General features: G+C 41.7%; 21 protein-coding genes and 1 tRNA gene. 19 read left to right on the top strand and 3 right to left on the bottom strand.

All coding sequences use genetic code 11. From position 1 onward, the window contains the following. Positions 1 to 8: 8 nt before the first annotated feature. Together QN079_RS12735 and QN079_RS12730 are read right to left on the bottom strand one after the other, a co-directional pair. Positions 9 to 1,379, bottom strand: coding sequence for an HD domain-containing protein (locus tag QN079_RS12735; RefSeq protein ID WP_010749809.1), 1,371 nt, complete (start codon positions 1,377 to 1,379; stop codon positions 9 to 11). After that, positions 1,363 to 2,184: a lipoate--protein ligase family protein gene (locus QN079_RS12730; RefSeq protein WP_502875154.1), complete on the bottom strand. Its 822-nt coding sequence runs from the start codon at positions 2,182 to 2,184 to the stop codon at positions 1,363 to 1,365. Before QN079_RS12730 ends, QN079_RS12735 begins: the two co-directional genes overlap by 17 nt. Before the next feature lie 223 nt (positions 2,185 to 2,407). Between QN079_RS12730 and QN079_RS12725 the strand changes: the two genes are divergently transcribed. Both QN079_RS12725 and rpoE read left to right on the top strand, forming a co-directional pair. After that, positions 2,408 to 2,845 carry a YwiB family protein gene (locus tag QN079_RS12725; RefSeq protein WP_005228669.1) on the top strand — a complete coding sequence of 146 codons (438 nt, stop codon included), beginning with the start codon at positions 2,408 to 2,410 and terminating at the stop codon, positions 2,843 to 2,845. An 84-nt stretch (positions 2,846 to 2,929) separates the two neighbouring features. Next, the gene (rpoE, locus tag QN079_RS12720; RefSeq protein ID WP_005234347.1) at positions 2,930 to 3,538 is read left to right on the top strand and encodes a DNA-directed RNA polymerase subunit delta; all 609 of its coding nucleotides are present in this window, start codon (positions 2,930 to 2,932) and stop codon (positions 3,536 to 3,538) included. Positions 3,539 to 3,703: 165 nt separating this feature from the next. Here the strand turns inward: rpoE and QN079_RS12715 are convergent. After that, positions 3,704 to 3,775: transfer RNA gene (locus QN079_RS12715), tRNA-Arg, on the bottom strand. 51 nt (positions 3,776 to 3,826) lie between these two features. On the opposite strand from QN079_RS12715, the gene rpoN reads away from it, so the two are divergent. From rpoN to QN079_RS12630, 17 genes are all read left to right on the top strand, one after another. Next, positions 3,827 to 5,146, top strand: coding sequence for an RNA polymerase factor sigma-54 (gene rpoN, locus QN079_RS12710; RefSeq protein ID WP_176323943.1), 1,320 nt, complete (start codon positions 3,827 to 3,829; stop codon positions 5,144 to 5,146). A 243-nt stretch (positions 5,147 to 5,389) separates the two neighbouring features. After that, complete coding sequence (locus QN079_RS12705) at positions 5,390 to 6,427, top strand: sugar-binding transcriptional regulator (protein WP_005228675.1); 1,038 nt, start codon at positions 5,390 to 5,392, stop codon at positions 6,425 to 6,427. A 40-nt stretch (positions 6,428 to 6,467) separates the two neighbouring features. Beyond that, on the top strand, positions 6,468 to 7,469 hold the full coding sequence (gap, locus tag QN079_RS12700) for a type I glyceraldehyde-3-phosphate dehydrogenase (protein WP_005228677.1): 1,002 nt from the start codon (positions 6,468 to 6,470) through the stop codon (positions 7,467 to 7,469). A gap of 99 nt (positions 7,470 to 7,568) precedes the next feature. Next, entirely contained in the window at positions 7,569 to 8,759 is a 1,191-nt protein-coding gene (locus QN079_RS12695) for a phosphoglycerate kinase (protein WP_289229871.1), read from the top strand. A 63-nt stretch (positions 8,760 to 8,822) separates the two neighbouring features. Next, complete coding sequence (gene tpiA, locus QN079_RS12690; protein ID WP_010749804.1) at positions 8,823 to 9,578, top strand: triose-phosphate isomerase; 756 nt, start codon at positions 8,823 to 8,825, stop codon at positions 9,576 to 9,578. Positions 9,579 to 9,690: 112 nt separating this feature from the next. After that, positions 9,691 to 10,992, top strand: a complete 1,302-nt coding sequence (eno, locus tag QN079_RS12685; protein WP_005228686.1) for a surface-displayed alpha-enolase — start codon at positions 9,691 to 9,693, stop codon at positions 10,990 to 10,992. A gap of 528 nt (positions 10,993 to 11,520) precedes the next feature. Next, entirely contained in the window at positions 11,521 to 15,090 is a 3,570-nt protein-coding gene (locus tag QN079_RS12680; protein WP_289229870.1) for a Cna B-type domain-containing protein, read from the top strand. Between the two features lie 138 nt (positions 15,091 to 15,228). Further along, positions 15,229 to 16,185, top strand: coding sequence for an alpha/beta hydrolase (locus QN079_RS12675; RefSeq protein WP_289229869.1), 957 nt, complete (start codon positions 15,229 to 15,231; stop codon positions 16,183 to 16,185). A gap of 17 nt (positions 16,186 to 16,202) precedes the next feature. Continuing rightward, positions 16,203 to 16,475: a GNAT family N-acetyltransferase gene (locus tag QN079_RS12670; RefSeq protein WP_015510184.1), complete on the top strand. Its 273-nt coding sequence runs from the start codon at positions 16,203 to 16,205 to the stop codon at positions 16,473 to 16,475. Positions 16,476 to 16,631: 156 nt separating this feature from the next. Continuing rightward, positions 16,632 to 16,868 carry a preprotein translocase subunit SecG gene (gene secG, locus QN079_RS12665; protein WP_005228700.1) on the top strand — a complete coding sequence of 79 codons (237 nt, stop codon included), beginning with the start codon at positions 16,632 to 16,634 and terminating at the stop codon, positions 16,866 to 16,868. A 123-nt stretch (positions 16,869 to 16,991) separates the two neighbouring features. Then, positions 16,992 to 17,744, top strand: a complete 753-nt coding sequence (locus QN079_RS12660; RefSeq protein WP_074536100.1) for an alpha/beta hydrolase — start codon at positions 16,992 to 16,994, stop codon at positions 17,742 to 17,744. Positions 17,745 to 17,747: 3 nt separating this feature from the next. Continuing rightward, positions 17,748 to 20,108 (top strand): ribonuclease R, encoded by a 2,361-nt coding sequence (gene rnr / locus QN079_RS12655; RefSeq protein WP_289229868.1) that lies wholly within the window; start codon positions 17,748 to 17,750, stop codon positions 20,106 to 20,108. A gap of 15 nt (positions 20,109 to 20,123) precedes the next feature. After that, positions 20,124 to 20,582, top strand: coding sequence for an SsrA-binding protein SmpB (gene smpB, locus QN079_RS12650; RefSeq protein ID WP_008380870.1), 459 nt, complete (start codon positions 20,124 to 20,126; stop codon positions 20,580 to 20,582). A gap of 293 nt (positions 20,583 to 20,875) precedes the next feature. Beyond that, positions 20,876 to 21,595, top strand: coding sequence for a F0F1 ATP synthase subunit A (gene atpB / locus QN079_RS12645; RefSeq protein ID WP_008380872.1), 720 nt, complete (start codon positions 20,876 to 20,878; stop codon positions 21,593 to 21,595). Between the two features lie 32 nt (positions 21,596 to 21,627). Then, positions 21,628 to 21,840, top strand: coding sequence for an ATP synthase F0 subunit C (gene atpE / locus QN079_RS12640; protein ID WP_005228705.1), 213 nt, complete (start codon positions 21,628 to 21,630; stop codon positions 21,838 to 21,840). Positions 21,841 to 21,928: 88 nt separating this feature from the next. After that, the gene (gene atpF / locus QN079_RS12635; RefSeq protein WP_005228706.1) at positions 21,929 to 22,453 is read left to right on the top strand and encodes a F0F1 ATP synthase subunit B; all 525 of its coding nucleotides are present in this window, start codon (positions 21,929 to 21,931) and stop codon (positions 22,451 to 22,453) included. Further along, positions 22,440 to 22,982: a F0F1 ATP synthase subunit delta gene (locus tag QN079_RS12630; protein WP_010749797.1), complete on the top strand. Its 543-nt coding sequence runs from the start codon at positions 22,440 to 22,442 to the stop codon at positions 22,980 to 22,982. Before atpF ends, QN079_RS12630 begins: the two co-directional genes overlap by 14 nt. Positions 22,983 to 22,991 lie beyond the last annotated feature (9 nt).

Below are 22,991 nucleotides of genomic sequence, written 5' to 3'. Positions count from 1 at the left end.
AGTTCCTCCTAGTGGCTTGGTTTGATCAAAGCACCATTGCGAATGTGCTTGGCAAACTCTTGATACGTCTCTCCAAATAAATCATAGTGATTTTGGATGTTGGGGTCAATCATTTCTTTTGGAAAATAAAAGCGTTGGTCACCTTGGGTTTGTCCTGCTAAGGCTGCAACAAGTTGACTGGCTTGGGATAATTCTACAAGGGAACCATCTTTTTCCTGTAATTCGATCTGTGTCCGATGCTTACCAGAAGTTGGTCGATAAAAATCATAAGGCAGATCAAAGCTTGAATTGATGGCAGTATAGTAGCGGGGATTGAAGCCGACTTTTTCCACCAGTCCCTGCATTTCTTCAATCATCGGCAACTGCGTCTCATCGTCAAAGCGAGCGGATTTCAACGGTTTACGATTTAAGAACCGCTTGGCTAAATCGCTGAGGATCGGATCATTCTCTTCCGTCCATTGGGTAAAGTAGGTATTCAACACGCCATCGTCGAGTTTCAAGTATTCATCTAAAGTGAATTCTTGTTTTAAAAACGGGAGAAGCAGTTGCGAATGGCTTTGAAACATTTCCTGATCCACTTGATAAAGTTCTGCAGCACGATCCAGCAAATGGGCTAAGATCACTTCCATCCCTCGAGAACTCGCATGGAAATAAACTTGCACATACATTTGGTAACGACTGACGATGTAGTCCTCCACAGCGTGCATGCCATTCATAGAAAAAGCAATACCGCCTTCGTACGGACGAATCACTCGTAAAATTCTGGTCAGATCAAATGTGCCGTATTCAGTGCCGGTAAAATAAGCATCGCGCAGCAAGTAGTCCATCCGATCAGCATCGATTTGACTGGAAATCATTTGAACGACTTGGGGATTTGGATAGGTTTTAGTGATAACACTTGCCACTTTCTCAGGAAATCCAGCCTCCACTCGGTTCAATATCTGATGAACTTCCGTTTCAGGAGAAGTGATGATCGCCACTGTGATGGCTTCATGGTCTGTATGGAAAATATGCTCAAAGGTGTGGGAGTATGGACCATGGCCCACATCATGAAGCAATGCTGCACACAAGGTCACTAAACGCTCCTTATCATCCCAGCCGTTCGGTCCAACTTTTTCAATCGAATAATTGCGTTGGAAAATATCGCAAATGCGGCGGCTGATTTCATAAACCCCCAAGGAGTGAGAAAAGCGGCTGTGTTCTGCTCCGTGAAAGGTGAAAGAAGCAGTCCCTAGTTGTTTGATTCGTCGCAAACGCTGCACTTCTTTGGAATTGATCAAGTCTAAAATCACTTGGTGCTGCACATGGACATAATTGTGAACAGGGTCACGAAACACTTTTTCTATCGCTAAGGTTTGATATTTATATGGTAGACTCATCGCTAAACTCCTTTATTGGGTGATTTCGCTTTTCCATGCCAGCTAAGCGTTGCTGCATTTGTTCGCTAAGGTTATTTTCTGAAAGCCATTGATCCAGTGACTCAAGCGGATATAGGGATTGGTCTGTGATCAAGAAAAGCAGGGCTTTTTGCAAGCGGTCAATCACCTCTTGTGTGGTAAACTTACGGCCGAGAGCCGCTTCTAAAGTGGTCATGCTCGCAGGATTGACGGCTGGATAGCCATCCGTACCAAAGCGCTCTTTTAAACCTGCTTGGTAAAAACGACGAACGAGAGAGCCGCGGGCTGGTTGGTCGCCATTGATGCTCAGATACATCATGACAGCCACGCCGTCTTTGATCCGTCGTTGTGCTGTGCCAGCAATTTTTTTTCCGTCAATACTCAGGTCATAGGTGCCTGGGCAGTACGAGTCAGCAATTTCATAAGCCAAAATTGTCCGCTCAGGAAAGGCTGTTTGCAACAATGTCGCCATCATTTCATAGGCTGCATCCGTAGTGGCAGCCAAATGTTTAGGGAAAATGAGGGAGACATTCAAAATACCGGCATCATTGATGACCCCAAGCCCGCCTGAGTTGCGGATGATCGAGGCATAGCCAGCTTCTTTCAAAACCTGCAGACCATCTATCAAAAAAGGCAGCCGGGTATCTTTCATTCCTAAAATCATCGTATCGGACAACTGCCAAAAATGACAATAAACTTGTTCAAGTTTGCCAGCAGCTTCGGTGGCAACATCGGTGAAAGCAAACGGCTCATAAGGATTGTGGATACGTGGTAAGGTTTGATCCATTATATAGATAGTCAAATCGGTTAAACTCCTTTAAAAATACCTGTTATCCTTATTATATACGATTCTTGGAAAATTACTTGGAGAAAAGAATGAAAACTTGCTTTTGTTTTCGCTTTTTTATTTTCAATGAAGAAATAGACCAAGGAGAATCAACTGAAATGATTGACAAACGAATGAAAAAAAGCAAGAATGAAACTGAAATCTTCAAAGGAGGCACACGTACATGCAAGAATTATCAAAAGGAATCCCAATCTCGATTCATTTAACAACCAATGTACGTCAAGCAGGGGAAACAGAGAACTTTCTGTTTGATCTGCAAGGACAAGCGGTCAAGATCGGTGATACCTTATATATCCGTTACAAAGAGATCCAGCCAGACGGCACCGACGTTCCCGTCACGATGAAAATCATGCCAGACGGATTGATTCAATTGATTCGCTCAGGGGAAATGCGCATGCGCTTGAAATTTTCTTATAAGGAACGTTTAGAGACGAGCTACCAAACCCCGTATGGCTTGATGATGTTCCACACCTTCACCAATCACTTGCACGTTAGCTTGAAAGACCGTCCATATTCGGGAAAGATCGATATCGATTATGACTTGTTCATGGCTGCTGACAAAGTCGGCGAATACAAACTATCTTTAGAATTTACCGCTTGATCAAAGGGAAATTGAAAGAAAAAATTGCAATTTGAGACGTAATTTTGTATGATTAGGAGTAGACTGTGAAAGGACGTGTCCCGTTTGGAAATTAATGTATTTGAAGGTGTAAATAAAAACGAATTGTCGATGATTGAAGTTGCCCATGCGATTTTAGAGCAGCGCGGTGACGTGATGGATTTTTCTGATTTGGTCAACCAAATTCAAAACTATCTTGAAACTTCAGACAGCGAGATTCGTGATTCATTGGCGCAGTTTTATACAGACTTGAATATCGACGGTAGTTTTATTTCTTTAGGCGACAATCGTTGGGGCTTACGTTCATGGTACGCCATTGATTCGATCGATGAAGAAGTCAACCATGGCATCGAAGACGAGGATGAAGATACACCACGTCGTCGCAAACGTAAAAAAGTCAATGCCTTTATCAACGATGATGAAGACGCAATCGATTATAACGATGATGATCCTGAGGATACTGATTTGTCAGATGACGAAGAAGATGATCTCTTTGATGATGATGATGACGAGGATGAAGAAATCTCGGCATACAATTCAGACTTGCAAGAAATCGGCGCCGACAATAGCACCGATGATGAAGAAGAATTACCTGACAGCATTGAGGAAGATCTAACCATTATCGATGACGATGATGAAGATGATTTTGCGGATGAAGAGGAAGAAGAGGAGTAATCCTCTTCTTTTTTTCGCCTTATGGCTGCAAGCAGCTTTTAATCGTTGAAGGACGAGTTCGCCTTCTTACATAGATACAAATAAAAAAAGGAACCGCATCAGCGGTCCCTAAGTGCTTTTGAATTATTGATTTGAATCGAGTATACTTGTAACGAAAAGAAAAAACGCGCCTTGAGGGAATCGAACCCCCGTCTCAAGAACCGGAATCTTACGTGATATCCACTACACTAAAGGCGCGAAGCACAAATATTAGTTTAACCAATTTCAGTGAAAAAAACAAGAGGTAGAATGATGAAATTTCAACAGCAATTTTCACAACAACAAAAACAGACGCAAAAGCTTGCTATGACGCAGAAATTACAGCAATCGATCCAAGTGTTGCAATTTTCTGCAGACGAATTATTGTCCTTCATAGATAACCAAGCATTAGAAAATCCATTGATTGATCTGGGGGAATATGATTCGCCCATCACACCAAGCAAAAGCAATGGCTCATCAGAACAATTGATGGATTATTTAAGCCAGATCCCTGACCAGCATACGTCTTTATTCGAATACCTCATTGATCAAGTGCATTTAAACTACCGAGATACCTTCTTGCGGACGATCGTTTTATTTTTAGTCGAGTACATTGATTTAAACGGCTTTTTGACGATTGATCTGGAAGAAGCTGGAAAGCTTGTTGGTGGGACCCCAATCCAAATGCTTGATGCCTTGACCTTGATCCAGCAGCTAGATCCAGCAGGCGTCGGTGCTCGTGATCTAAGAGAGTGTTTGATGCTGCAAACGGAAAGAGATGACTATGCGCCGCCAATGGCCTATCTCATTTTAGAAGAATTTTTTACGGAAATGGCAGAGCGCAAGTGGGACAAAATCAGCAAAGCGCTGCAGATTCCATTAACTGAGATCCAAAAGGTCTTTGACTATGTTCAAACATTGACCCCCACACCAGGGGCTGCGTTTGGGTCGACCGATGGGCTTTACATCGTTCCTGATCTGCGGGTGACGGTTGAAAAAGGACAGCCGATCGTGAAATCAAACAAACGCGCCTTGCCAGAGGTTCGCTTTCAGCAGCAGTATTTTGATCAATTGAAGCAAAGCGGTGATCCAGAGGTCTTAAGTTATTTAGACAATAAAGCCCAAGAGTTCGAGTGGCTGAAAAAGACCTTGCTGCAACGAGGGGATACCATCTATCGTGTCGGGGTGCAGATCGTTGCACGGCAAAAGGAGTTTTTCACTCAACCAGATCGCCCATTAAAGCCATTGGTTTTAAGAGAAGTTGCCGAAGAATTAGGGATTCATGAATCAACGGTCAGCCGAGCGGTCAACGGGAAATACTTGGAAACCTCCTTTGGGGTGTTTGAATTAAAACTATTTTTTGGACAGAAAGTTTCGACACAAGAAAGCGGTGATGACCTGACGACGGCATCGATCAAACAGCAGCTAAAGGCACTGATCGATGAAGAAAACAAAAATAAACCATTGTCAGATCAGAAGTTGACAGATGCCCTCAAAGCCCAGGGCATCGATATTTCCAGACGAACGGTGGCAAAGTATCGTGAAGCTATGAATATCCCAGGTTCTTCCAAGCGGAAACGATTCGAGTAAAGCAAAACGTACTATTAACGAGTAGGAAAGGCAGCAAAGCCTTTCCTTTTTTTATCGATCCTTTCCTCTTTTTCAAATTATGACGATTTTATGAAAAGCAAGATTTTGTGACTGAAATAGTTGCGTATCAAGGCGATAAGTGCTACTATTATTGGTGTAGGAAACAGATTTAAATTTTTTTTGCAATCGATGGGTCATTTTAAGTCATTGTAGGACGAAAATTGTCCAACGGGAGGATATAAAATGCTCGATGAATTAAAATTGATTGAGGCAATCACCCCGGATATTCTCGCTGTACTCCAGGAACGTTACCGTATCTTAAGAAATATTTATTGGATGCAGCCCGTTGGCCGCCGGACACTTTCGGAAAGTTTATCAATGACGGAACGCGTGTTGAGGACGGAAACAGATATCCTTAAAAAGCTAAAACTGATCGACTCTTCAAAAAGCGGCATGCAATTGACCGCCTATGGAGAAGAAGTGTACACGAAGATCGGTGCACTGATGGATCAGCTGTTCGGAATGCACCAAATCGAAAAACGATTATCAGAGACCTTTGGCATCGAACGTTGTTTGATTGCGAGCGGCGATGGTGATCGACAACCGAAAGTGATTGCTGAATTTGGCCAGTTGCTGAATGAATCGTTGGATCTCTTATTGCCAGAAGGCAAAAACACCATCGCAGTGATGGGAGGGACGACAATGGCGAAAGTTGCCGAGGAATTGGGCAATTTGGAAACCGCCAAACGTCATAACTTGTTTGTTCCAGCCCGTGGCGGTATCGGAGAATCAGTCAACGTGCAAGCAAACTCAGTCAGCTCAGTAATGGCGATGCAGACAAACGGCGATTATCGCTCCTTGTTTGTACCAGAACAATTAAGCATGAACACCTACGAGTTTCTCTTGAAAGAACCCGCCATCGTTGATGTCTTAAACTTGATAAGTCAAGCGAATTGTGTTATTCATAGTATTGGACGGGCGTTGCATATGGCGGCTCGACGAAAAATGTCAGAACAAGAAATTCTGATGTTAAAACAAAAAAATGCAGTTGCAGAATCCTTTGGGTATTTCTTTAACGAAGCTGGCGAGGTCGTCTACAAAGTTCCTCGCATCGGACTTCAATTAAAAGATTTGCAAAAAGTCCCAATCATTTTTGCGGTCGCTGGCGGACAATCAAAAGCCAAAGCGGTCAATGCATACATGAAAAATGCACCAAAACAAACCTGGCTCATCACCGATGAAGCTTGCGCAAATGAGATTTTAAAAGGGGCAACCCTTTAAAATAAATATTTTTATGATTTTCATAAGGAGGAAATCTTAAATGACAGTTAAAGTAGGTATTAATGGATTTGGACGTATCGGACGCTTAGCATTTCGTCGTATCCAAGAAGTAGAAGGAATCGAAGTTGTGGCTATCAATGACTTAACAGATGCTAAAATGTTAGCTCACTTGTTAAAATATGATACAACACAAGGACGTTTCAACGGTACAGTTGAAGTTCACGAAGGTTCATTCAATGTGAACGGAAACGAAATCAAAGTTTTAGCTAACCGCAACCCTGAAGAATTGCCTTGGGGCGAACTAGGTGTTGAAATCGTGTTAGAATGTACTGGATTCTTCACTTCTAAAGCAGCTGCTGAAAAACATTTAACAGCTGGTGCAAAACGTGTAGTTATCTCAGCTCCTGGTGGAAACGATGTTCCAACAATCGTTTACAACACAAACCATGAAACTTTAACAGGTGAAGAAACAGTTATCTCTGGTGCTTCATGTACAACAAACTGTTTAGCTCCTATGGCGAAAACATTGAACGACAAATTTGGTGTAGTTGAAGGATTAATGACTACAATCCACGCTTACACAGGTGACCAAATGACTCTAGACGGACCACACCCTAAAGGTGACTTCCGCCGTGCCCGTGCTGCTGCTGCAAACATCGTGCCTAACTCAACTGGTGCTGCTAAAGCGATCGGCTTAGTAATCCCAGAATTGAACGGCAAATTAGATGGTGCTGCTCAACGTGTTCCTGTTGCAACTGGTTCATTAACTGAATTAGTTACTGTTCTTGACAAAGAAGTAACTGTTGATGAAATCAATGCAGCAATGAAAGAAGCTTCAAACGAATCTTACGGTTACAACACAGACGAAATCGTTTCTTCTGATATCGTTGGTATGACTTACGGTTCATTATTTGATGCAACTCAAACAAAAGTTATGACTGTTGGCGACAAACAATTAGTTAAAACTGTTGCTTGGTACGACAATGAAATGTCATACACTGCACAATTAGTACGTACTTTAGAATACTTCGCTAACCTATAAGAGTTGCGAACGACTTTAATTTAAACCATCGCAAGAGAAAGCGGGGAAGCATCGCGCTTCTCCGCTTTTTTTAACAATTATGCTAGGAGGAATCTGTTCATGGCGAAAATGACAGTTCAAGATATCGATTTAAAAGATAAAAAAGTTCTTGTACGTGTGGACTTCAACGTTCCATTGAAAGATGGAGTGATCGGAGACGATACACGGATCAAAGCAGCATTACCAACAATCAATTACGTGATCGAAAACGGTGGAAAAGCAATTCTTTTCTCACACTTAGGTCGTGTGAAAGAAGAAGCAGATAAAGCTGGAAAATCTTTAGCGCCAGTTGCGAAACGTCTAGGCGAATTGTTAGGCAAAGAAGTAACTTTCGTGGATGAAACCCGCGGCGAAAAATTAGAAGCAGCGATCAACAACATGCAAGATGGCGATGTCGTTGTTTTTGAAAACACTCGTTTCGAAGACATCGATGGCAAAAAAGAAAGCAAAAACGATCCTGAACTAGGTAAATACTGGGCTTCTTTAGGCGATGTTTTTGTAAATGATGCCTTTGGTACCGCACACCGCGCACACGCTTCAAACGTAGGGATCGCTTCAACAGGTATCCCAACAGTTGCTGGTTTCTTAATGGAAAAAGAAATCAAATTCATCGGTGAAGCAGTCGAAGAACCAAAACGTCCAATGATCGCGATTCTTGGTGGAGCAAAAGTATCTGATAAAATCGGCGTAATCGAAAACTTGATTCCTAAAGCAGACAAAATCTTGATCGGCGGCGGAATGACGTATACGTTCTACAAAGCAAAAGGCATGGAAATCGGTAATTCTCTTGTGGAAGCAGACAAAGTAGAATTAGCAAAAGAATTGATCGAAAAAGCTGGCGATAAATTAGTATTACCAGTTGATTCAATCACTGCTGCTGAATTTTCAAATAATGTCCCAACAGAAGAACATACTGGTGATGTTCCTGAAGGACAAATGGGCTTAGATATCGGACCTGAAACTATCGCTTTGTTTGCTGAAACATTAAAAGGCGCAAAAACAGTCGTTTGGAACGGACCTATGGGTGTGTTTGAAATGTCTAACTTCGCAAACGGTACGATCGGTGTTTGTGAAGCAATTGCCAACCTTGAAGATGCAACAACGATCATCGGTGGCGGTGACTCTGCAGCTGCAGCAGAACAATTAGGTTTTGCTGACAAATTTACCCACATCTCAACAGGTGGCGGTGCCAGCCTTGAATTACTAGAAGGAAAAACACTTCCTGGCCTAGCTGCGATCAACGATAAATAATCAATGACAAGCCGTGCAAAGGATCTCCTTTGCACGCTTGATAACGAAAAGGAGTGCCAGAACATGCGCAAACCAATTATTGCCGGAAACTGGAAAATGAACAAAACTGCGAAAGAAGCAAAAGAATTTGCTGAAGCAGTCAAAACAAAAATTCCTAGCAACGATACAGTTGACTCTGTGATCGGTTCGCCAGCTCTATTCTTAGAAACATTAGTGAATGCTGCTGAAGGAACAGAATTAAAAATTGCTGCTCAAAACAGCTACTGGGAAAATGAAGGTGCCTTTACTGGTGAAACTTCACCAGCAGCTTTAGCAGATTTAGGTGTTGACTATGTCATCATTGGTCATTCAGAACGTCGTGAATACTTCCATGAGACAGATGAAGACATCAACAAAAAAGCCAAAGCAATCTTTTCAAACGGCATGATCCCAATCCTATGCTGTGGTGAATCTTTAGAAACCTATGAAGCTGGCAAAACAGCGGAGTGGATCGAAGGACAAATCACTGCTGGCTTAGACGGTTTAACAGACGGTCAAGTAAGTAATCTTGTGATTGCGTACGAACCAATCTGGGCGATCGGTACTGGTAAATCAGCGGATGCAAACATCGCAGACGAAATTTGTGGCGTTGTCCGCAAAACCGTTGAAAAATTATACGGCAAAGAAGTTTCAGATAGCGTGCGTATCCAATACGGAGGTTCTGTAAAACCTGAAAACATTGCTGAATACATGGCAAAAGAAAATGTTGACGGAGCATTAGTTGGCGGCGCAAGCTTGCAAGCTGATTCATTCCTAGCATTATTAGATGCTGTAAAATAATTTCATTTTCATGAAAATAACATTTGCAGAATCGTGATTTTTTCACTACAATTAAGTTGTTCGCAAGGGGCTTTCCCCTTAAGATAAAACAAACTCAAAGGAGAGACAAAACATGTCAATTATTACTGATGTTTACGCACGCGAAGTCTTAGACTCACGTGGTAACCCAACTATCGAAGTAGAAGTCTACACAGAATCAGGTGCTTTCGGCCGCGGAATGGTTCCTTCAGGAGCTTCAACAGGTGAACACGAAGCAGTTGAATTACGTGATGGCGACAAAGCTCGTTATGGCGGTAAAGGTGTAACGAAAGCAGTTGACAATGTAAATAACATCATTGCAGAAGCTATCATCGGCTACGATGTACGTGACCAAATGGCTATCGATAAAGCAATGATCGCTTTAGACGGAACTCCTAACAAAGGCAAATTAGGCGCAAACGCGATTCTTGGTGTTTCTATCGCTGTTGCTCGTGCAGCTGCTGATTACCTAGAAGTACCTTTATACCACTACTTAGGCGGATTCAATACAAAAGTATTGCCAACTCCTATGATGAACATCGTCAACGGTGGTTCTCACTCTGACGCACCAATCGCTTTCCAAGAATTCATGATCTTGCCTGTAGGCGCACCTACATTCAAAGAAGGCTTACGTTGGGGTACTGAAGTATTCCACGCTTTGAAATCAATCTTGTCTAAACGTGGTTTAGAAACTTCAGTAGGTGACGAAGGTGGTTTCGCTCCTCGTTTTGAAGGAACTGAAGACGGTGTTGAAACAATCTTAGAAGCAATCAAAGCTGCTGGTTTAGAACCAGGTAAAGATGTATACCTAGGATTTGACTGTGCATCATCAGAATTCTACGAAAACGGTGTTTACGACTACTCTAAATTTGAAGGCGAAAACGGCGTAAAACGTACTGCTGCTGAACAAGTTGACTACTTAGAAGAATTAGTTAACAAATACCCAATCATCACTATCGAAGACGGTATGGATGAAAACGACTGGGATGGTTGGAAACTATTAACTGAACGCTTAGGCGACAAAGTTCAATTAGTAGGGGATGACTTGTTCGTTACAAATACTGAAATCCTTGAAAAAGGAATCAAAAACGGTATCGGTAACTCAATCCTGATCAAAGTTAACCAAATCGGTACATTGACTGAAACATTCAATGCTATCGAAATGGCGAAAGAAGCTGGTTACACTGCAGTCGTTTCTCACCGTTCAGGTGAAACAGAAGATTCAACAATCTCTGATATCGCAGTTGCAACAAACGCTGGCCAAATCAAAACTGGTTCTCTATCACGTACTGACCGTATTGCAAAATACAACCAATTGCTACGTATCGAAGACCAACTTGGTGAAGTTGCTGAATACAAAGGCTTGCAAGCATTCTACAACTTGAAAAATAAATAATCAATTTCATTGATTTGCTCTGATGTTCTGTGGGCGGCTGATTCTTATCAGCTGCCACGACATCAGAGTTTTTTGTTTAATAAAAGTTAAGAGATCTTATAAATAGACACAAAAATAACCAGAAGGTTTTAAAGAATCTGCTAAAATTTTTTTAATATAAAATGAAAATAAATGGATGTTTTATGAAAGTTTTCATCGGTATTTTCAAAACGATAGTTTCTAATAAGTGAAATTTTGTTGAAGGCGTGGTAAAGGCTTTGGGTAGTTGAGTTGAAACAAAAAGACTTTGGTCACGATCAAAACAATCTTTATCGATTTTGACTATTTTTTATGAAAGTATTATTCTTTTATATTTTGATTTTAAAGAAATCCTATTTCATTTTCACAAATTCGCTTGAAATCAAAAGACAGGTATCAATGGTTTCTCTCACTTTTTTCACAGAATTTAAATTTTACTAGCTTTGCTTTTTTTCTTCTTTCCGATTAGGATAATCACCTGAGTAAAATTTGTTGTTTGGAGGAAGAGAAATGCGTACTTATGTGAAAAAAATATCTTACCCGATTGTTATGTTGTCTTTGCTTGTAATGTCCTATGTGACACCATTGTTACCAGTCGTTACAGCTCATGCGGACATCGAGGGAAACACCAAAATAATTCTATTTCAAAATGAAAAAGGAACAGCGCAAGTGACCTCATTACCAGATCTTACGACAGGAGAAATCACTTGGACGATCGAGGTAGAAAAGAATCAGCAGTCTGCTGCTAATCAACTGGCATTCAGCTTGAGTGAAGGAGAACAAACGGTTCTGCCAGAATCAATCCAAAGCAACGGCACGCTATTTACATATGATCCGCAAAGACAGCAGCTGATGGAAAAAACTACTAGCAGCTCCTTTAGCCAAATGACGCTAACATTTCAGACAAAAGGTCTTGAAACATTGACAATCAAATCCGCGTTTCTTCAAACAGAGGAAGAAAATGGACAAGTGAAAGAAAACATTATCAACACAACAGATGTAGCAGTTGTTCTACCTGACAATCAATCCACAGAAGCAACGAGTGCCGAAGCAGTGCTTGCTGACAGTCAGGAACAAACAGAGGCTTCCGAAAAACAGCCTGCCACAAAAAGCAGCGAGTCACAACCACAAGCAGAATCAACTACCGCATCAACAGCAATCGAATCACCACTTGATACACAAGCAAGTGCGCCAGCAGCTTCACAACTTTCAAGTGGCGGCAGCTTTAAAAATGATGTGCCAGAAGTTGATAACGTACTTCTAGGAGAAGCTCAGTATTTTCATATTTTTGCTAACCATGCGACGCTAAATACTCACACGAACGGAAACTTAGCAGGGGGGGAACTAAATGGCAATGTCAATTTTGGAACCAGTATTCAGGATGGTTCGTTGACAACAGAAATCAATTATATTCAAAAGGTCAATACGATCGCAAATTCTTCTTTTGTGTCAGGAAATGATAGCAGAAAAAACAAAGTTGTCTTTGGCCCATCAGTCACAGTAGATTTAGCAGATCAAAATCAACAACCTGCCGTTTTTGTAAATGGACAGAGAATGGATCACTTGAAAACTTCCGAAGTTTTCCAAGATCAATCCGCAAGTGAACCGTATATAGATTTTAAAAAGGTATTTTCAACGTTACAGGCGACGTCAGAAAGGCTAGGAGCCTATCCGCAAACACCCGGTGTAACCAAAGATTTTACTGATAATAATCAGCGGGTCATCAATACCGCCCGTGCTGAAAATGATACGCAAGAGGTTGTGTTGACCTTAACGGATGAACAAGGCAACCCGCTTGATGACGGTGTTTACGAACTTCAAAATAAAAAGACGCATAAAGAGGTTGATGAAGAGGTCACAAATGATGATGGACAAGTAATCGAAACGGATCTTCCAGAAGGGGACTATTCCTTTGTTGAAACAGAAGCGCCAGATGGTTATCTAATCGACAAGAAACCAATTTCCTTTTCGGCAGATACTATTGATGAAGAAGATCAAAAGGTAGTCGTTACTCTTTCAAAAACAGAATTAGAAAAAGATACACCAATTACCATCAAAGGGCTAACAAAAGGCACGACTCCTGTACTCATCAATGTGGATACCGAAGGAGCAAGTACCGTTAATATCAAGTCGCAAATCAAACTAGAATATACAGATGGCACGACGCGCAATAGTCATGAAACAGAAGATTTTGATGATGCCGTTATCCTGTGGAATTTTATTAATCAGCCAGAAAATCAAATGATTTCGATTAATAGTCCCTTCCAAGGAACAATTTTGGCTGTTGGTGATACAGTTGATGTCCACCAAAATGTTGACGGCAGTATCATTGCTGATACGGTATTGGTCAATGCGGAAACCCACCGCTGGGATCTTCAAGCCAATGAAACGATTGTACCGATAATCAAACTAGCTGCAATGAATCACCTGCTGTCTCTTGATACAACGACAGTCAGCGGAACCAAAACGTGGGACGATTATGACAACAAATTTAATACCCGTCCGACAAGCATCACGGTTCAATTACTGCAAAACGGTGAAGTGTTCCAAACAAAAACGGTTACCCCGAATAAAGAGGGGGAATGGCATTATGAATTTACCGATCTACCAACAACCGACGAATCTGGTCAGACCTATGACTACGCAATTCAAGAAACACCCGTTGAAGGATACACCACCAAAGTAAATGGCTATGACCTAGTCAACACCTACCGCAATACTGAAACAACAGAAGTATCGGGAACGAAGACGTGGAATGATTATGGTAACAAGTTCAATACCCGCCCTGAAAGCATCACTGTCAAGCTGATGCAAAATGATAAGGAAATCGACGATCAAATCGTAAAAGCAGATAAAAAAGGCAACTGGACCTATCGCTTTGATAAGCTGCCAAAATACGACGCCGAAGGAAAAGCATATACTTACAAGATCCAAGAAGAAAGTGTTCCAGGATACACCAGTGAAATCAACGGTTATGACCTAGTCAACACGTACCACAATACGGAAACAACAACAGTTTCAGGTACGAAAACATGGAATGATAACAACAATCAGCTCAACACACGGCCAGAAAGTATTACTGTAGAATTAATGCAAAACGGTAAAGAGATCGACAAACGAATTGTAAAAGCAGATAAAGAAGGCAACTGGACTTATCGCTTTGACAATCTGCCAAAATACGATGCCGAAGGAAAAGCCTACACTTACACGATCCAAGAAGAAAAAGTTTCAGGATACACAACCAAAGTAAACGGCTATGACCTAGTCAACACCTACCGTAACACCGAAACGACAGAAATATCAGGAACAAAGACATGGAATGACTACGACAATAAGTTCAATACCCGCCCTGAAAGCATCACTGTCAAACTGATGCAAAATGATAAGGAAATCGACAAGCAAGTCGTAAAATCAGATAACCACAGCAACTGGACTTATCGCTTTGATAAGCTGCCAAAATACGACACCGAAGGAAAAGCATATACTTACAAGATACAAGAAGAAAATGTTCCAAGATACACCAGTGAAATCAACGGTTATGACCTAGTCAACACGTACCACAATACGGAAACAACAACAGTTTCAGGTACGAAAACATGGAATGATAACAACAATCAGCTCAACACACGGCCAGAAAGTATTACTGTAGAATTAATGCAAAACGGTAAAGAGATCGACAAACGAATTGTAAAAGCAGATAAAAAAGGCAACTGGACTTATCGCTTTGACAATCTGCCAAAATACGATGCCGAAGGAAAAGCCTACACTTACACGATCCAAGAAGGAAAAATTCCAGATTACACCACCAAAATAAATGGCTATAACTTAGTCAACACTTATACAGGGCCAGAGACACCAAAAACACCGAGTGATCCTAAAAAGCCGCAGGTCCCGTTGTCACCTAAAAAGCCAGATACTTCTAAACAATCGGAAGATGACAACAAGAATGACGCAAACCATGCGACTACTGAAAAACGATTGCCTAAGACAAACGAGCGCTCTTCTTATGAGTGGAGTATCCTTGGAAGTATTTTACTCGTTACAAGCGTTGGCATACTTTATCGACGAAAACATAGTTAACCAATTAAAACTTTGTCCTGCTTCTCTGCTAGAAGTCAGGGCAAAGTTTTTTTAAAGTATAGGACTTATTTAAGACGTGCGACAAAACTTTGGCTGAAATCCATTGTAAATGGTAAACTAAAATTAAGGGGGGATCCTATGGTTTGGCTATTGCTATTACTGCTTATTTTTGGTTTTTTGGTGTACTATGTATATCGCACGTCTGTTTTGAAAAAGGGCGTACGCTATTTTGTTTCGGCGATCATTATGCGAAACAATGAATGGTATGAAAAAGAAGGCAGAAAGAAACTGGGGATTCCATACAAAGAGCGGATCGCAACAAAGAGTTCGGCTTTTTGGGCACAAGGTTCGGAATGTACGGTAACGACCGCCGATGATCTGATCCTAACAGCGGAAGTCTTTGATCAGTGTGCAAAAACGTGGGTGATCTGCTTGCATTGGTATCGCAGTGATGGGCAAGCAGATTGTCAAGAGGCGGCCGAGAAATTCTGGTCTGCTGGTTACAATGTTTTAGTTCCTGATTTACGTGCACATGGCCGCAGTGAAGGCAAAGAGATCGGTTTAGGGTGGCTAGATCGGATGGATCTGTTTTTGTGGATCGATAAGATTTTGGAAAAAGACCCACAAACACAAATCTTCCTCTATGGTTTAGGAATGGGGGCTGCGACCTTGCTGCTGGCTAGTGGAGAAGTCATGCCGGTGCAAGTGGCTGGGTTGATCTCAGACAGCAGCTATACGTCCGTTTACAGTGCGATCCGATCAAGCTTGCCGCAATTTTATCGGTTACCGATCAAACGCTTTTTGCGCTTAGCGAATCGCTATAGCAAACAATTAGTCGGTTATCCCTTCTTGCAGATCTCGGTGACCCGACAAGTCGGCAGCAACCATTTACCTGTGCTGTTTTTACAAGGAGAAAAAGATTCGTTTCTTTCGGAAAAAGAGATCAATACCTTAATGGAAGCAACGGCTGGACCGAAACAAAAAGTCCTCTTTGCGAATATGGGACATTTACAGGCAGTGAAAGATGCACCAGAATATTGGCCAACCGTTTTGCAATTCATTGAGAATATCAAACAAAATACAGACATCGTCTGATAGAAAGGAAGAAAGCAATGGAAATCAAAGAAGAAAATAAACGTTTTGCTTTGTATGATGGAGAAAAAGAGGTGGGAGAAATCACATGGCAAGAAACGCCAGATGATGTTCTAGAAGTAGACCACACCTTCGTTAATCCTGATTATCGCGGCCAGCAATTGGCGCAAAAATTACTCAAAGCGGTTGTTGAAAAAGCAAGACGGGAAGAGAAAAAAATTATGCCTGTCTGCTCCTTTGCGGTCAAAGAGTTCAAAGAAAAACCAGAATACGATGACGTACTCGTTCGCTGATTTGAACGAAAGTGATCTATGAGAAAAAGGCTGTCAGAAAGGACAGTCTTTTTTTTAAACCGTCATGCAACGGTCAATGACAAAAAGAGAGTAGTAATTTCCAGCGGAAAATGCTAAAATGGAAAGGACGACTTTAGCAAGCAAGGAGGAGCTAACGTGTATAACATCTTATTAACTGCTGTGATCGTTATTTCGATTTTAATGGTCATTACGATCATGATGCAGCCTAGCAAGCAAAATAGTGCAGCTAGTGCCTTTACTGGCGGTGCAGATCAATTGTTTGGTAAGCAAAAAGCCCGTGGATTTGAAGCGGTGATGCAGCGTTCAACGGCCATTTTAGGTTTTGTTTGGATGGTCTTGCTCTTTATTTTGGCTTTTCTTTCATCAAACTAATCACTTTGTTAGCGAACCTCTCGTAAAGAGAGGTTTTTTTCTTTTTAACGGGAAGATTTTGATCGCATTTGTCGAAGTATTCTTGCTAACTATGGTAGAATTGGACGTGAGGTGAAAGGAAACATGAAAACATTTAATCAACCAAAACCGGTTTTTGCTGAACACGGCAAACGAGCGGTCATTTTGTTCCATGCCTATTCAGGCAGTCCTAACGATGTGCGCATGCTTTGTCGTTCGTTAGAACAAAAAGACTACACGGTTTATACACCGATGTTTACTGGACATGGTACACCGAATCCAGATGATATCTTAAATCAAGGAATGACTGTTTGGCAGCAGGATGCTGCGGATGCAGTTGCTTATGTGAAAGAAAAAGGCTATGAGGAAGTTGCCGTTCTTGGACTTTCGATGGGTGGGATTTTAGCGATGGATCGTTTGACGCAAGACCCAACATTGATGGGCGGCGGTCTTTTTTGCTCACCGTTATTTGAAACCAAGAACGAAGTACCAGTCAATTTTGAAAAGTATGCTGAAATGGTCATACCCTACGCTGATTTAGATGAGGCGACCCAAAAAGAAATATTGGCAGAAGTCCCTCGTAAGGTCAGAGAACAACTGCAAGGAATCGAAACAGTCGGACAAACCACAGCCGAGCATTTAGGAAAAATCGAGCGCCCAATCTTCCTGGCGCAAGCAGGAAGGGACCAAATGATCGATCCACAGACGGTTTTCAAAACCGCAGCGGCATTGTCCCATGTTCCCTATACGCTTCAATGGTATCCTCAAAGTGGTCATGTGGTGACAGTTGGACCAGAACGGAAAAAATTAGAGCAGGATGTGTTTGCTTTCTTAGAAACACTTGCTTGGAAAGAGTGAGTTATGACAGAAACGATTAAAACAAAAATTGTTCAGTTTCTCGAAGAAAGCCGTAAAAAAAGTTTTTCAATGGAAGAAATTGCTGAAGGTCTAGGACTTCAAAAAAGTACAGACTTTAAGAATCTTGTCCAGACAGTAGCGGCGATGGAACGAGAAGGCAGTGTGATTTTTAACAAAAAAGGCAAAGTGAAATTACCAATGAAACGAGTGTTTGTGGAAGGAACCTTTCGTGCCAACGAGCGGGGCTTCGGCTTTGTCACGTTGGATGAAGAAGAAGACGATATTTATATCCCTAAAGAAGCAACAGGCTATGCCATGGACGGCGATACCGTTGCTGTAGACATCGTGCATGTTGCCGATCCTTTTTCAGATCGCGGCGCAGAGGGAAAGGTCGTAGAAATCAAACAACGCGCCATTAGTCAGTTGGTCGGCGAGTTTACATTATTTGACGAAAAAGAGATCGAAGAATCGGATCTATATGGCGTTGTTCAACCTAAAGATAAAAAACTAAGTGATTTAAAGGTGTTTATCGGCGCCCAAGGAATTCGTCCAGTAGACGGCAGCATCGTGATCGTTGAGATCAGCCATTATCCAGAAAAAGGCTATTCGAAAAGCTTAGAGGGGTTGATCACAAAAGTTGTGGGGCATAAAAACGATCCTGGAATGGATATTTTATCGATCGTCGTGGCGAATGGGATTCCCACAAAATTTGAGGAAGAAACCTTGGCATCGGCAGATGCAGTACCCGATACGATCGATCCTGCTGACTTTCCAGAACGACGGGATTTGCGAGATCAACAGATCGTAACGATCGATGGAGCGGATGCCAAAGATTTGGATGATGCGGTGACGGTAAAAGCATTGCCTGACGGCAGCTTCTATTTGGGTGTGCATATCGCAGATGTTTCTTATTATGTGACAGAAAACAGTGCGTTGGACAAAGAAGCTTTTGAGCGGGGAACGAGTGTCTATCTAACGGATCGAGTGATCCCGATGATCCCACAACGTTTATCAAACGGGATCTGTTCGTTGAATCCGAATGTCCCAAGGTTGGCCATGAGCTGTGAAATGTGGATCAACCGAGAGGGGATCGTCACGGATTACAATATTTTCCAAAGTATTATTCAAACAAGTGCCCGCATGACTTATCAGGCAGTCAATCAAATTATTGAAGACAATGATCCAGAAACCAGCAAAGAATATGGGGAACTAGTACCGATGTTCCATGATATGGCCGCCTTGCACCACGTGTTAGAAACGATGCGGATCAAGCGTGGGGCGGTTTCTTTTGAAGACCGCGAAGCGAAAGTCTTGGTCGATGGAGAAGGACACCCGCAAGAAATCGTTCTGCGAGAACGTGGCGTCGGCGAACGATTGATCGAGTCCTTCATGTTGGCAGCCAATGAAACCGTGGCGCGCCATTTCAATCGGAAGCATTTACCATTTATTTATCGGATCCATGAGGAACCAAAAGAAGAGAAAATGCGTCGCTTCTTTGATTTTGCTTCTGCTTTAGGGATTGTAGTCAAACAAACCAACGGCTCGATCTCACCAAAACAACTGCAAAAAGTGGTTGAAGATGTCGCAGATAAGCCAGAGGCAATGGTTGTCAATACGATGCTGCTCAGAAGTATGCAGCAAGCGAAGTATTCAGAAGAAAACGTCGGCCACTATGGTTTGGCAGCGGAAGATTATACTCACTTCACGTCACCGATCCGTCGGTACCCCGACTTGATCGTGCATCGCTTGATTCGTTCTTACAGTGAAGATGTCTCTGAAGCCAACCAAAACAAATGGGCTGAAATCTTGCCTGACATCGCAATGCACAGCTCCCAAATGGAACGACGAGCAGTCGATGCAGAAAGAGAAGTCGATGCGCTTAAAAAAGCTGAGTATATGGCCGATAAAGTAGGAGAAGAGTTTGACGGTATCATCAGTTCCGTCGTTAAGTTTGGCTTGTTTATTGAATTGCCTAACACGATTGAAGGGCTGATCCATATCAATAATCTGAAGCAAGATTACTTCCATTATTTGGAAAACCATCTGGCACTTGTAGGTGAACGAACAGGCTTGACCTTTAAAATTGGTCAAAAAGTTCGTATCAAAGTCGTGAAAGCTGATCCTGAAACAAGAGAGATCGATTTCGAATTGGTAGCAGCAGAAGAAGTCGAAAAACTGCAAGCACCAAAAGCCAACAAACGAAACAACCATCAAAAAAATGAAGCGAACCGTCGCGGGAAAAAACAACACAACCCTGAGAAAAAACAAGGGAAACGCTTTGAACAAACCGGTAAAGGCAAGTCAAAGAAAGGTGGCAAAGTGAAAAAGAAAAAACCTTTTTACAAAGGAATCAAGAAAAAATAATTGGAGGGATGGCCCGTGCCTAAAGGAGAAGGGAAATTAATCGCCCAAAACAAAAAGGCCCGCCATGATTACACGATCCTCGATACGATCGAAGCGGGGATCGTCTTACAGGGAACAGAGATCAAAGCGATCCGTAATAGTCGGATCAATTTGAAAGACGGCTTTGTACGCATTCGCAATGGTGAGGCATTCTTAGTCAATGTGCATATCAGCCCATACGAGCAAGGAAACATTTTTAATCATGATCCACTACGGACAAGAAAACTGTTACTGCATAAAAAGCAGATTGCTCGTCTGATTGGCGAAACAAAAAATACAGGCATGACGATCGTTCCGTTAAAGGTGTATATCAAGGATGGTTATGCCAAAGTTTTGATTGGTTTAGCGAAAGGAAAACGCGAATATGACAAGCGGGAATCCTTAAAACGCAAAGATCAAGAAAGACAAATTGACCGAGTTCTTAGAAATTTCTAATTTTCTAAGAACTTCTTTTAGAATCCGATAGAGGTTATTGCTTTGAAAATCGCGCTAAATTTGGTAGCATTTAAGGGAAAGCTGTTGATATAACAGGCTTTTTCTTCCACATAGCGACACGGGAATTTTTCATTTAATTTAGGATTTTTGGCATTGTGAGTTTTTTGTCTAATTTTCTTGAAAATGCTTTGAAATTTTCCATTCGTGGTGGTATGATACCGATTGTTATGAGAGGAAACGCATTGTAACACCAGATTTTTTTCTGGAGATGACAGGAAAAGAGGTGAGAAAGATTGGAAGATAAATCGCTTATGTTTCATATCGGTCCTATATGGTTTGATGGAACTGTAGCTATGATGACAATCATTTCTTGTATTATTGTTTTTTTGGTGGTCTTTATTTGTACACGTAATCTGCAAATGAAACCGAAAGGGAAGCAGAACTTCATTGAATGGGTCATTGACTTTGTTCGCGGTATCGTAGCGGACAATCTACCAGGATCTCAAGTGAACAACTTTCATTTGCTCGGTGTAACAATGTTTCTTTTTGTGTTTGTGGCAAATGAGATCGGGTTAGTCACAAAAATCGTGACGACAGATGACATTACCTTATGGAAAAGTCCGACAGCAGACCCGTTTGTTACACTGACACTCGCACTTATGGTTATTTCCTTGACACATTTCTTTGGGATCAAGTCGTTGGGCTTCAAAAATTACTTGATCAATTCGTACTTGAAACCGGTGGGGTTCTTATTACCGCTAAAAATCATCGAAGAATTTACGAATGTCATCACGTTAGGCTTGCGTTTATATGGAAATATATTCGCGGGGGAAGTGTTATTAGGATTGATTGCCAACATGTTTATTAGTCTTGGTTGGTGGTCATTACCGATCGTGATGCCGCTAGAAATGATCTGGATTGGCTTCTCACTCTTTATTGGAGCGATCCAAGCTTATGTATTTGTTACATTGACCATGGTATTTATGAGCCACAAAATCGTGGCAGAACATTAATCGAATCGACATACAATTAGGAGGAAAAAAGAATGAACTTTATTGGAGCAGGATTAGCAATTATCGGAGCAGCAATTGGTGCAGGGTATGGTAACGGACAAGTAATCGCAAAAACGATCGAATCAATGGCACGCCAACCTGAAATGTCAGGTCAACTACGTTCAACAATGTTTATCGGGGTCGCGTTAGTCGAAGCTGTACCGATTCTAGGGGTAGTTATCGCGCTGTTATTAGTCTTCCGATAAGACAAGCACGAAAAGGCAGAAACGAACAATTGCACTCGTTTTTGCTTTTTTCTAATGAAACAATGACTTTCAGAAAGGAAGAATCGTTATGCTAAATCAGTTGGTTATAGCGGAAGTTCAAAATCCAATGCTTGGCAATATTATCGTTGTCAGCGGATCAATTCTTCTTTTGCTATTCTTATTGAAACATTTTGCATGGGATGCCATCAGCAGCATGATGCAAAAACGGGAAGATAAAATCGCCAATGATTTGGATTCAGCGGAACAATCACGCTTGAATGCAGCAAAATTAGAAAAAGAACGCCAAGAAAAATTGGCACGTTCTCATTCTGAAGCTGCGGAGATCATCAAGAGCGCCAAAGATAGCGGGGAATTGAGTCGACAAAATATTTTGAGCGAGACCAAAGAAGAAGTGGCTCGTTTGAAAGAAAAAGCAAACTCAGATATCACCCTTGAAAAAGAAACTGCGTTAAAAGAAGTGAAAGATGATGTTGCAGAACTTTCGCTTCAAATCGCAGAAAAAATCTTAGGCCGCGAATTGACTCCCGAAAATCATGAATCCCTAATCAATCAATATATCGAAGGATTGGGTTCAGTTAATGAAACTCGATAAATTCACAGTGGGAAAACGCTATGGAAAAGCCTTGTTCGAATTGGCGATGGAAGAACAGCGCTTGACAGAAGTTTACCAAGAATTAATGACCTTGCGTCAGATTTATCAGGAGATTCCAACATTCGGTCAGATAGTGACGGATAACCGCTTGGATCTCCATGAAAAAAGACAATTAGTCGATCAATTGCTGAAGGGCTTTGAAGGCTTGGTCAGAAATTTCTTAGAGATCGTTTATGAATATGATCGCATGGATGATCTATTGCTGATCATTGATGAATACGAACGTCGTTACGATGAATATCAAGGTCTTGTTCTCGGAACGATCACAACGGCTGTTGCTTTGTCAGCAGAACAAAAAAGCAAAATCGAAAAGCAAATCGCCGATAAGCTTGGGTACAAGCAGGCACAATTGAAAGAAACGGTCGATCCAACGATTTTAGGCGGAGTCATCGTTGAAGCAAATCATCAAGTGATCGACGGTAGTATTAAGAGCCAACTGGATTATCTGCGACAAAAAATCGGCAGATAAACAAGAGAT

This window comes from Enterococcus sp. FZMF (genome assembly GCF_030263915.1).
In the GTDB taxonomy this organism is placed as follows: domain Bacteria; phylum Bacillota; class Bacilli; order Lactobacillales; family Enterococcaceae; genus Enterococcus_D; species Enterococcus_D casseliflavus.
The sequence above is the reverse complement of the archived record's forward strand: the minus strand, read 5'-3'. Positions and strand labels throughout refer to the sequence as shown.

Coding starts and splice junctions, on each gene's coding strand:
- rnr (WP_289229868.1), top strand. CDS start 17,748: ATGACAGAAACGATTAAAACAAAAATTGTTCAGTTTCTCGAAGAAAGC.
- QN079_RS12730 (WP_502875154.1), bottom strand. CDS start 2,184: ATGGATCAAACCTTACCACGTATCCACAATCCTTATGAGCCGTTTGCT.
- atpF (WP_005228706.1), top strand. CDS start 21,929: ATGCTAAATCAGTTGGTTATAGCGGAAGTTCAAAATCCAATGCTTGGC.
- QN079_RS12705 (WP_005228675.1), top strand. CDS start 5,390: ATGCTCGATGAATTAAAATTGATTGAGGCAATCACCCCGGATATTCTC.
- QN079_RS12680 (WP_289229870.1), top strand. CDS start 11,521: ATGCGTACTTATGTGAAAAAAATATCTTACCCGATTGTTATGTTGTCT.
- QN079_RS12630 (WP_010749797.1), top strand. CDS start 22,440: ATGAAACTCGATAAATTCACAGTGGGAAAACGCTATGGAAAAGCCTTG.
- rpoN (WP_176323943.1), top strand. CDS start 3,827: ATGATGAAATTTCAACAGCAATTTTCACAACAACAAAAACAGACGCAA.
- eno (WP_005228686.1), top strand. CDS start 9,691: ATGTCAATTATTACTGATGTTTACGCACGCGAAGTCTTAGACTCACGT.
- tpiA (WP_010749804.1), top strand. CDS start 8,823: ATGCGCAAACCAATTATTGCCGGAAACTGGAAAATGAACAAAACTGCG.
- QN079_RS12675 (WP_289229869.1), top strand. CDS start 15,229: ATGGTTTGGCTATTGCTATTACTGCTTATTTTTGGTTTTTTGGTGTAC.
- QN079_RS12735 (WP_010749809.1), bottom strand. CDS start 1,379: ATGAGTCTACCATATAAATATCAAACCTTAGCGATAGAAAAAGTGTTT.
- QN079_RS12695 (WP_289229871.1), top strand. CDS start 7,569: ATGGCGAAAATGACAGTTCAAGATATCGATTTAAAAGATAAAAAAGTT.
- QN079_RS12670 (WP_015510184.1), top strand. CDS start 16,203: ATGGAAATCAAAGAAGAAAATAAACGTTTTGCTTTGTATGATGGAGAA.
- QN079_RS12725 (WP_005228669.1), top strand. CDS start 2,408: ATGCAAGAATTATCAAAAGGAATCCCAATCTCGATTCATTTAACAACC.
- atpE (WP_005228705.1), top strand. CDS start 21,628: ATGAACTTTATTGGAGCAGGATTAGCAATTATCGGAGCAGCAATTGGT.
- QN079_RS12660 (WP_074536100.1), top strand. CDS start 16,992: ATGAAAACATTTAATCAACCAAAACCGGTTTTTGCTGAACACGGCAAA.
- gap (WP_005228677.1), top strand. CDS start 6,468: ATGACAGTTAAAGTAGGTATTAATGGATTTGGACGTATCGGACGCTTA.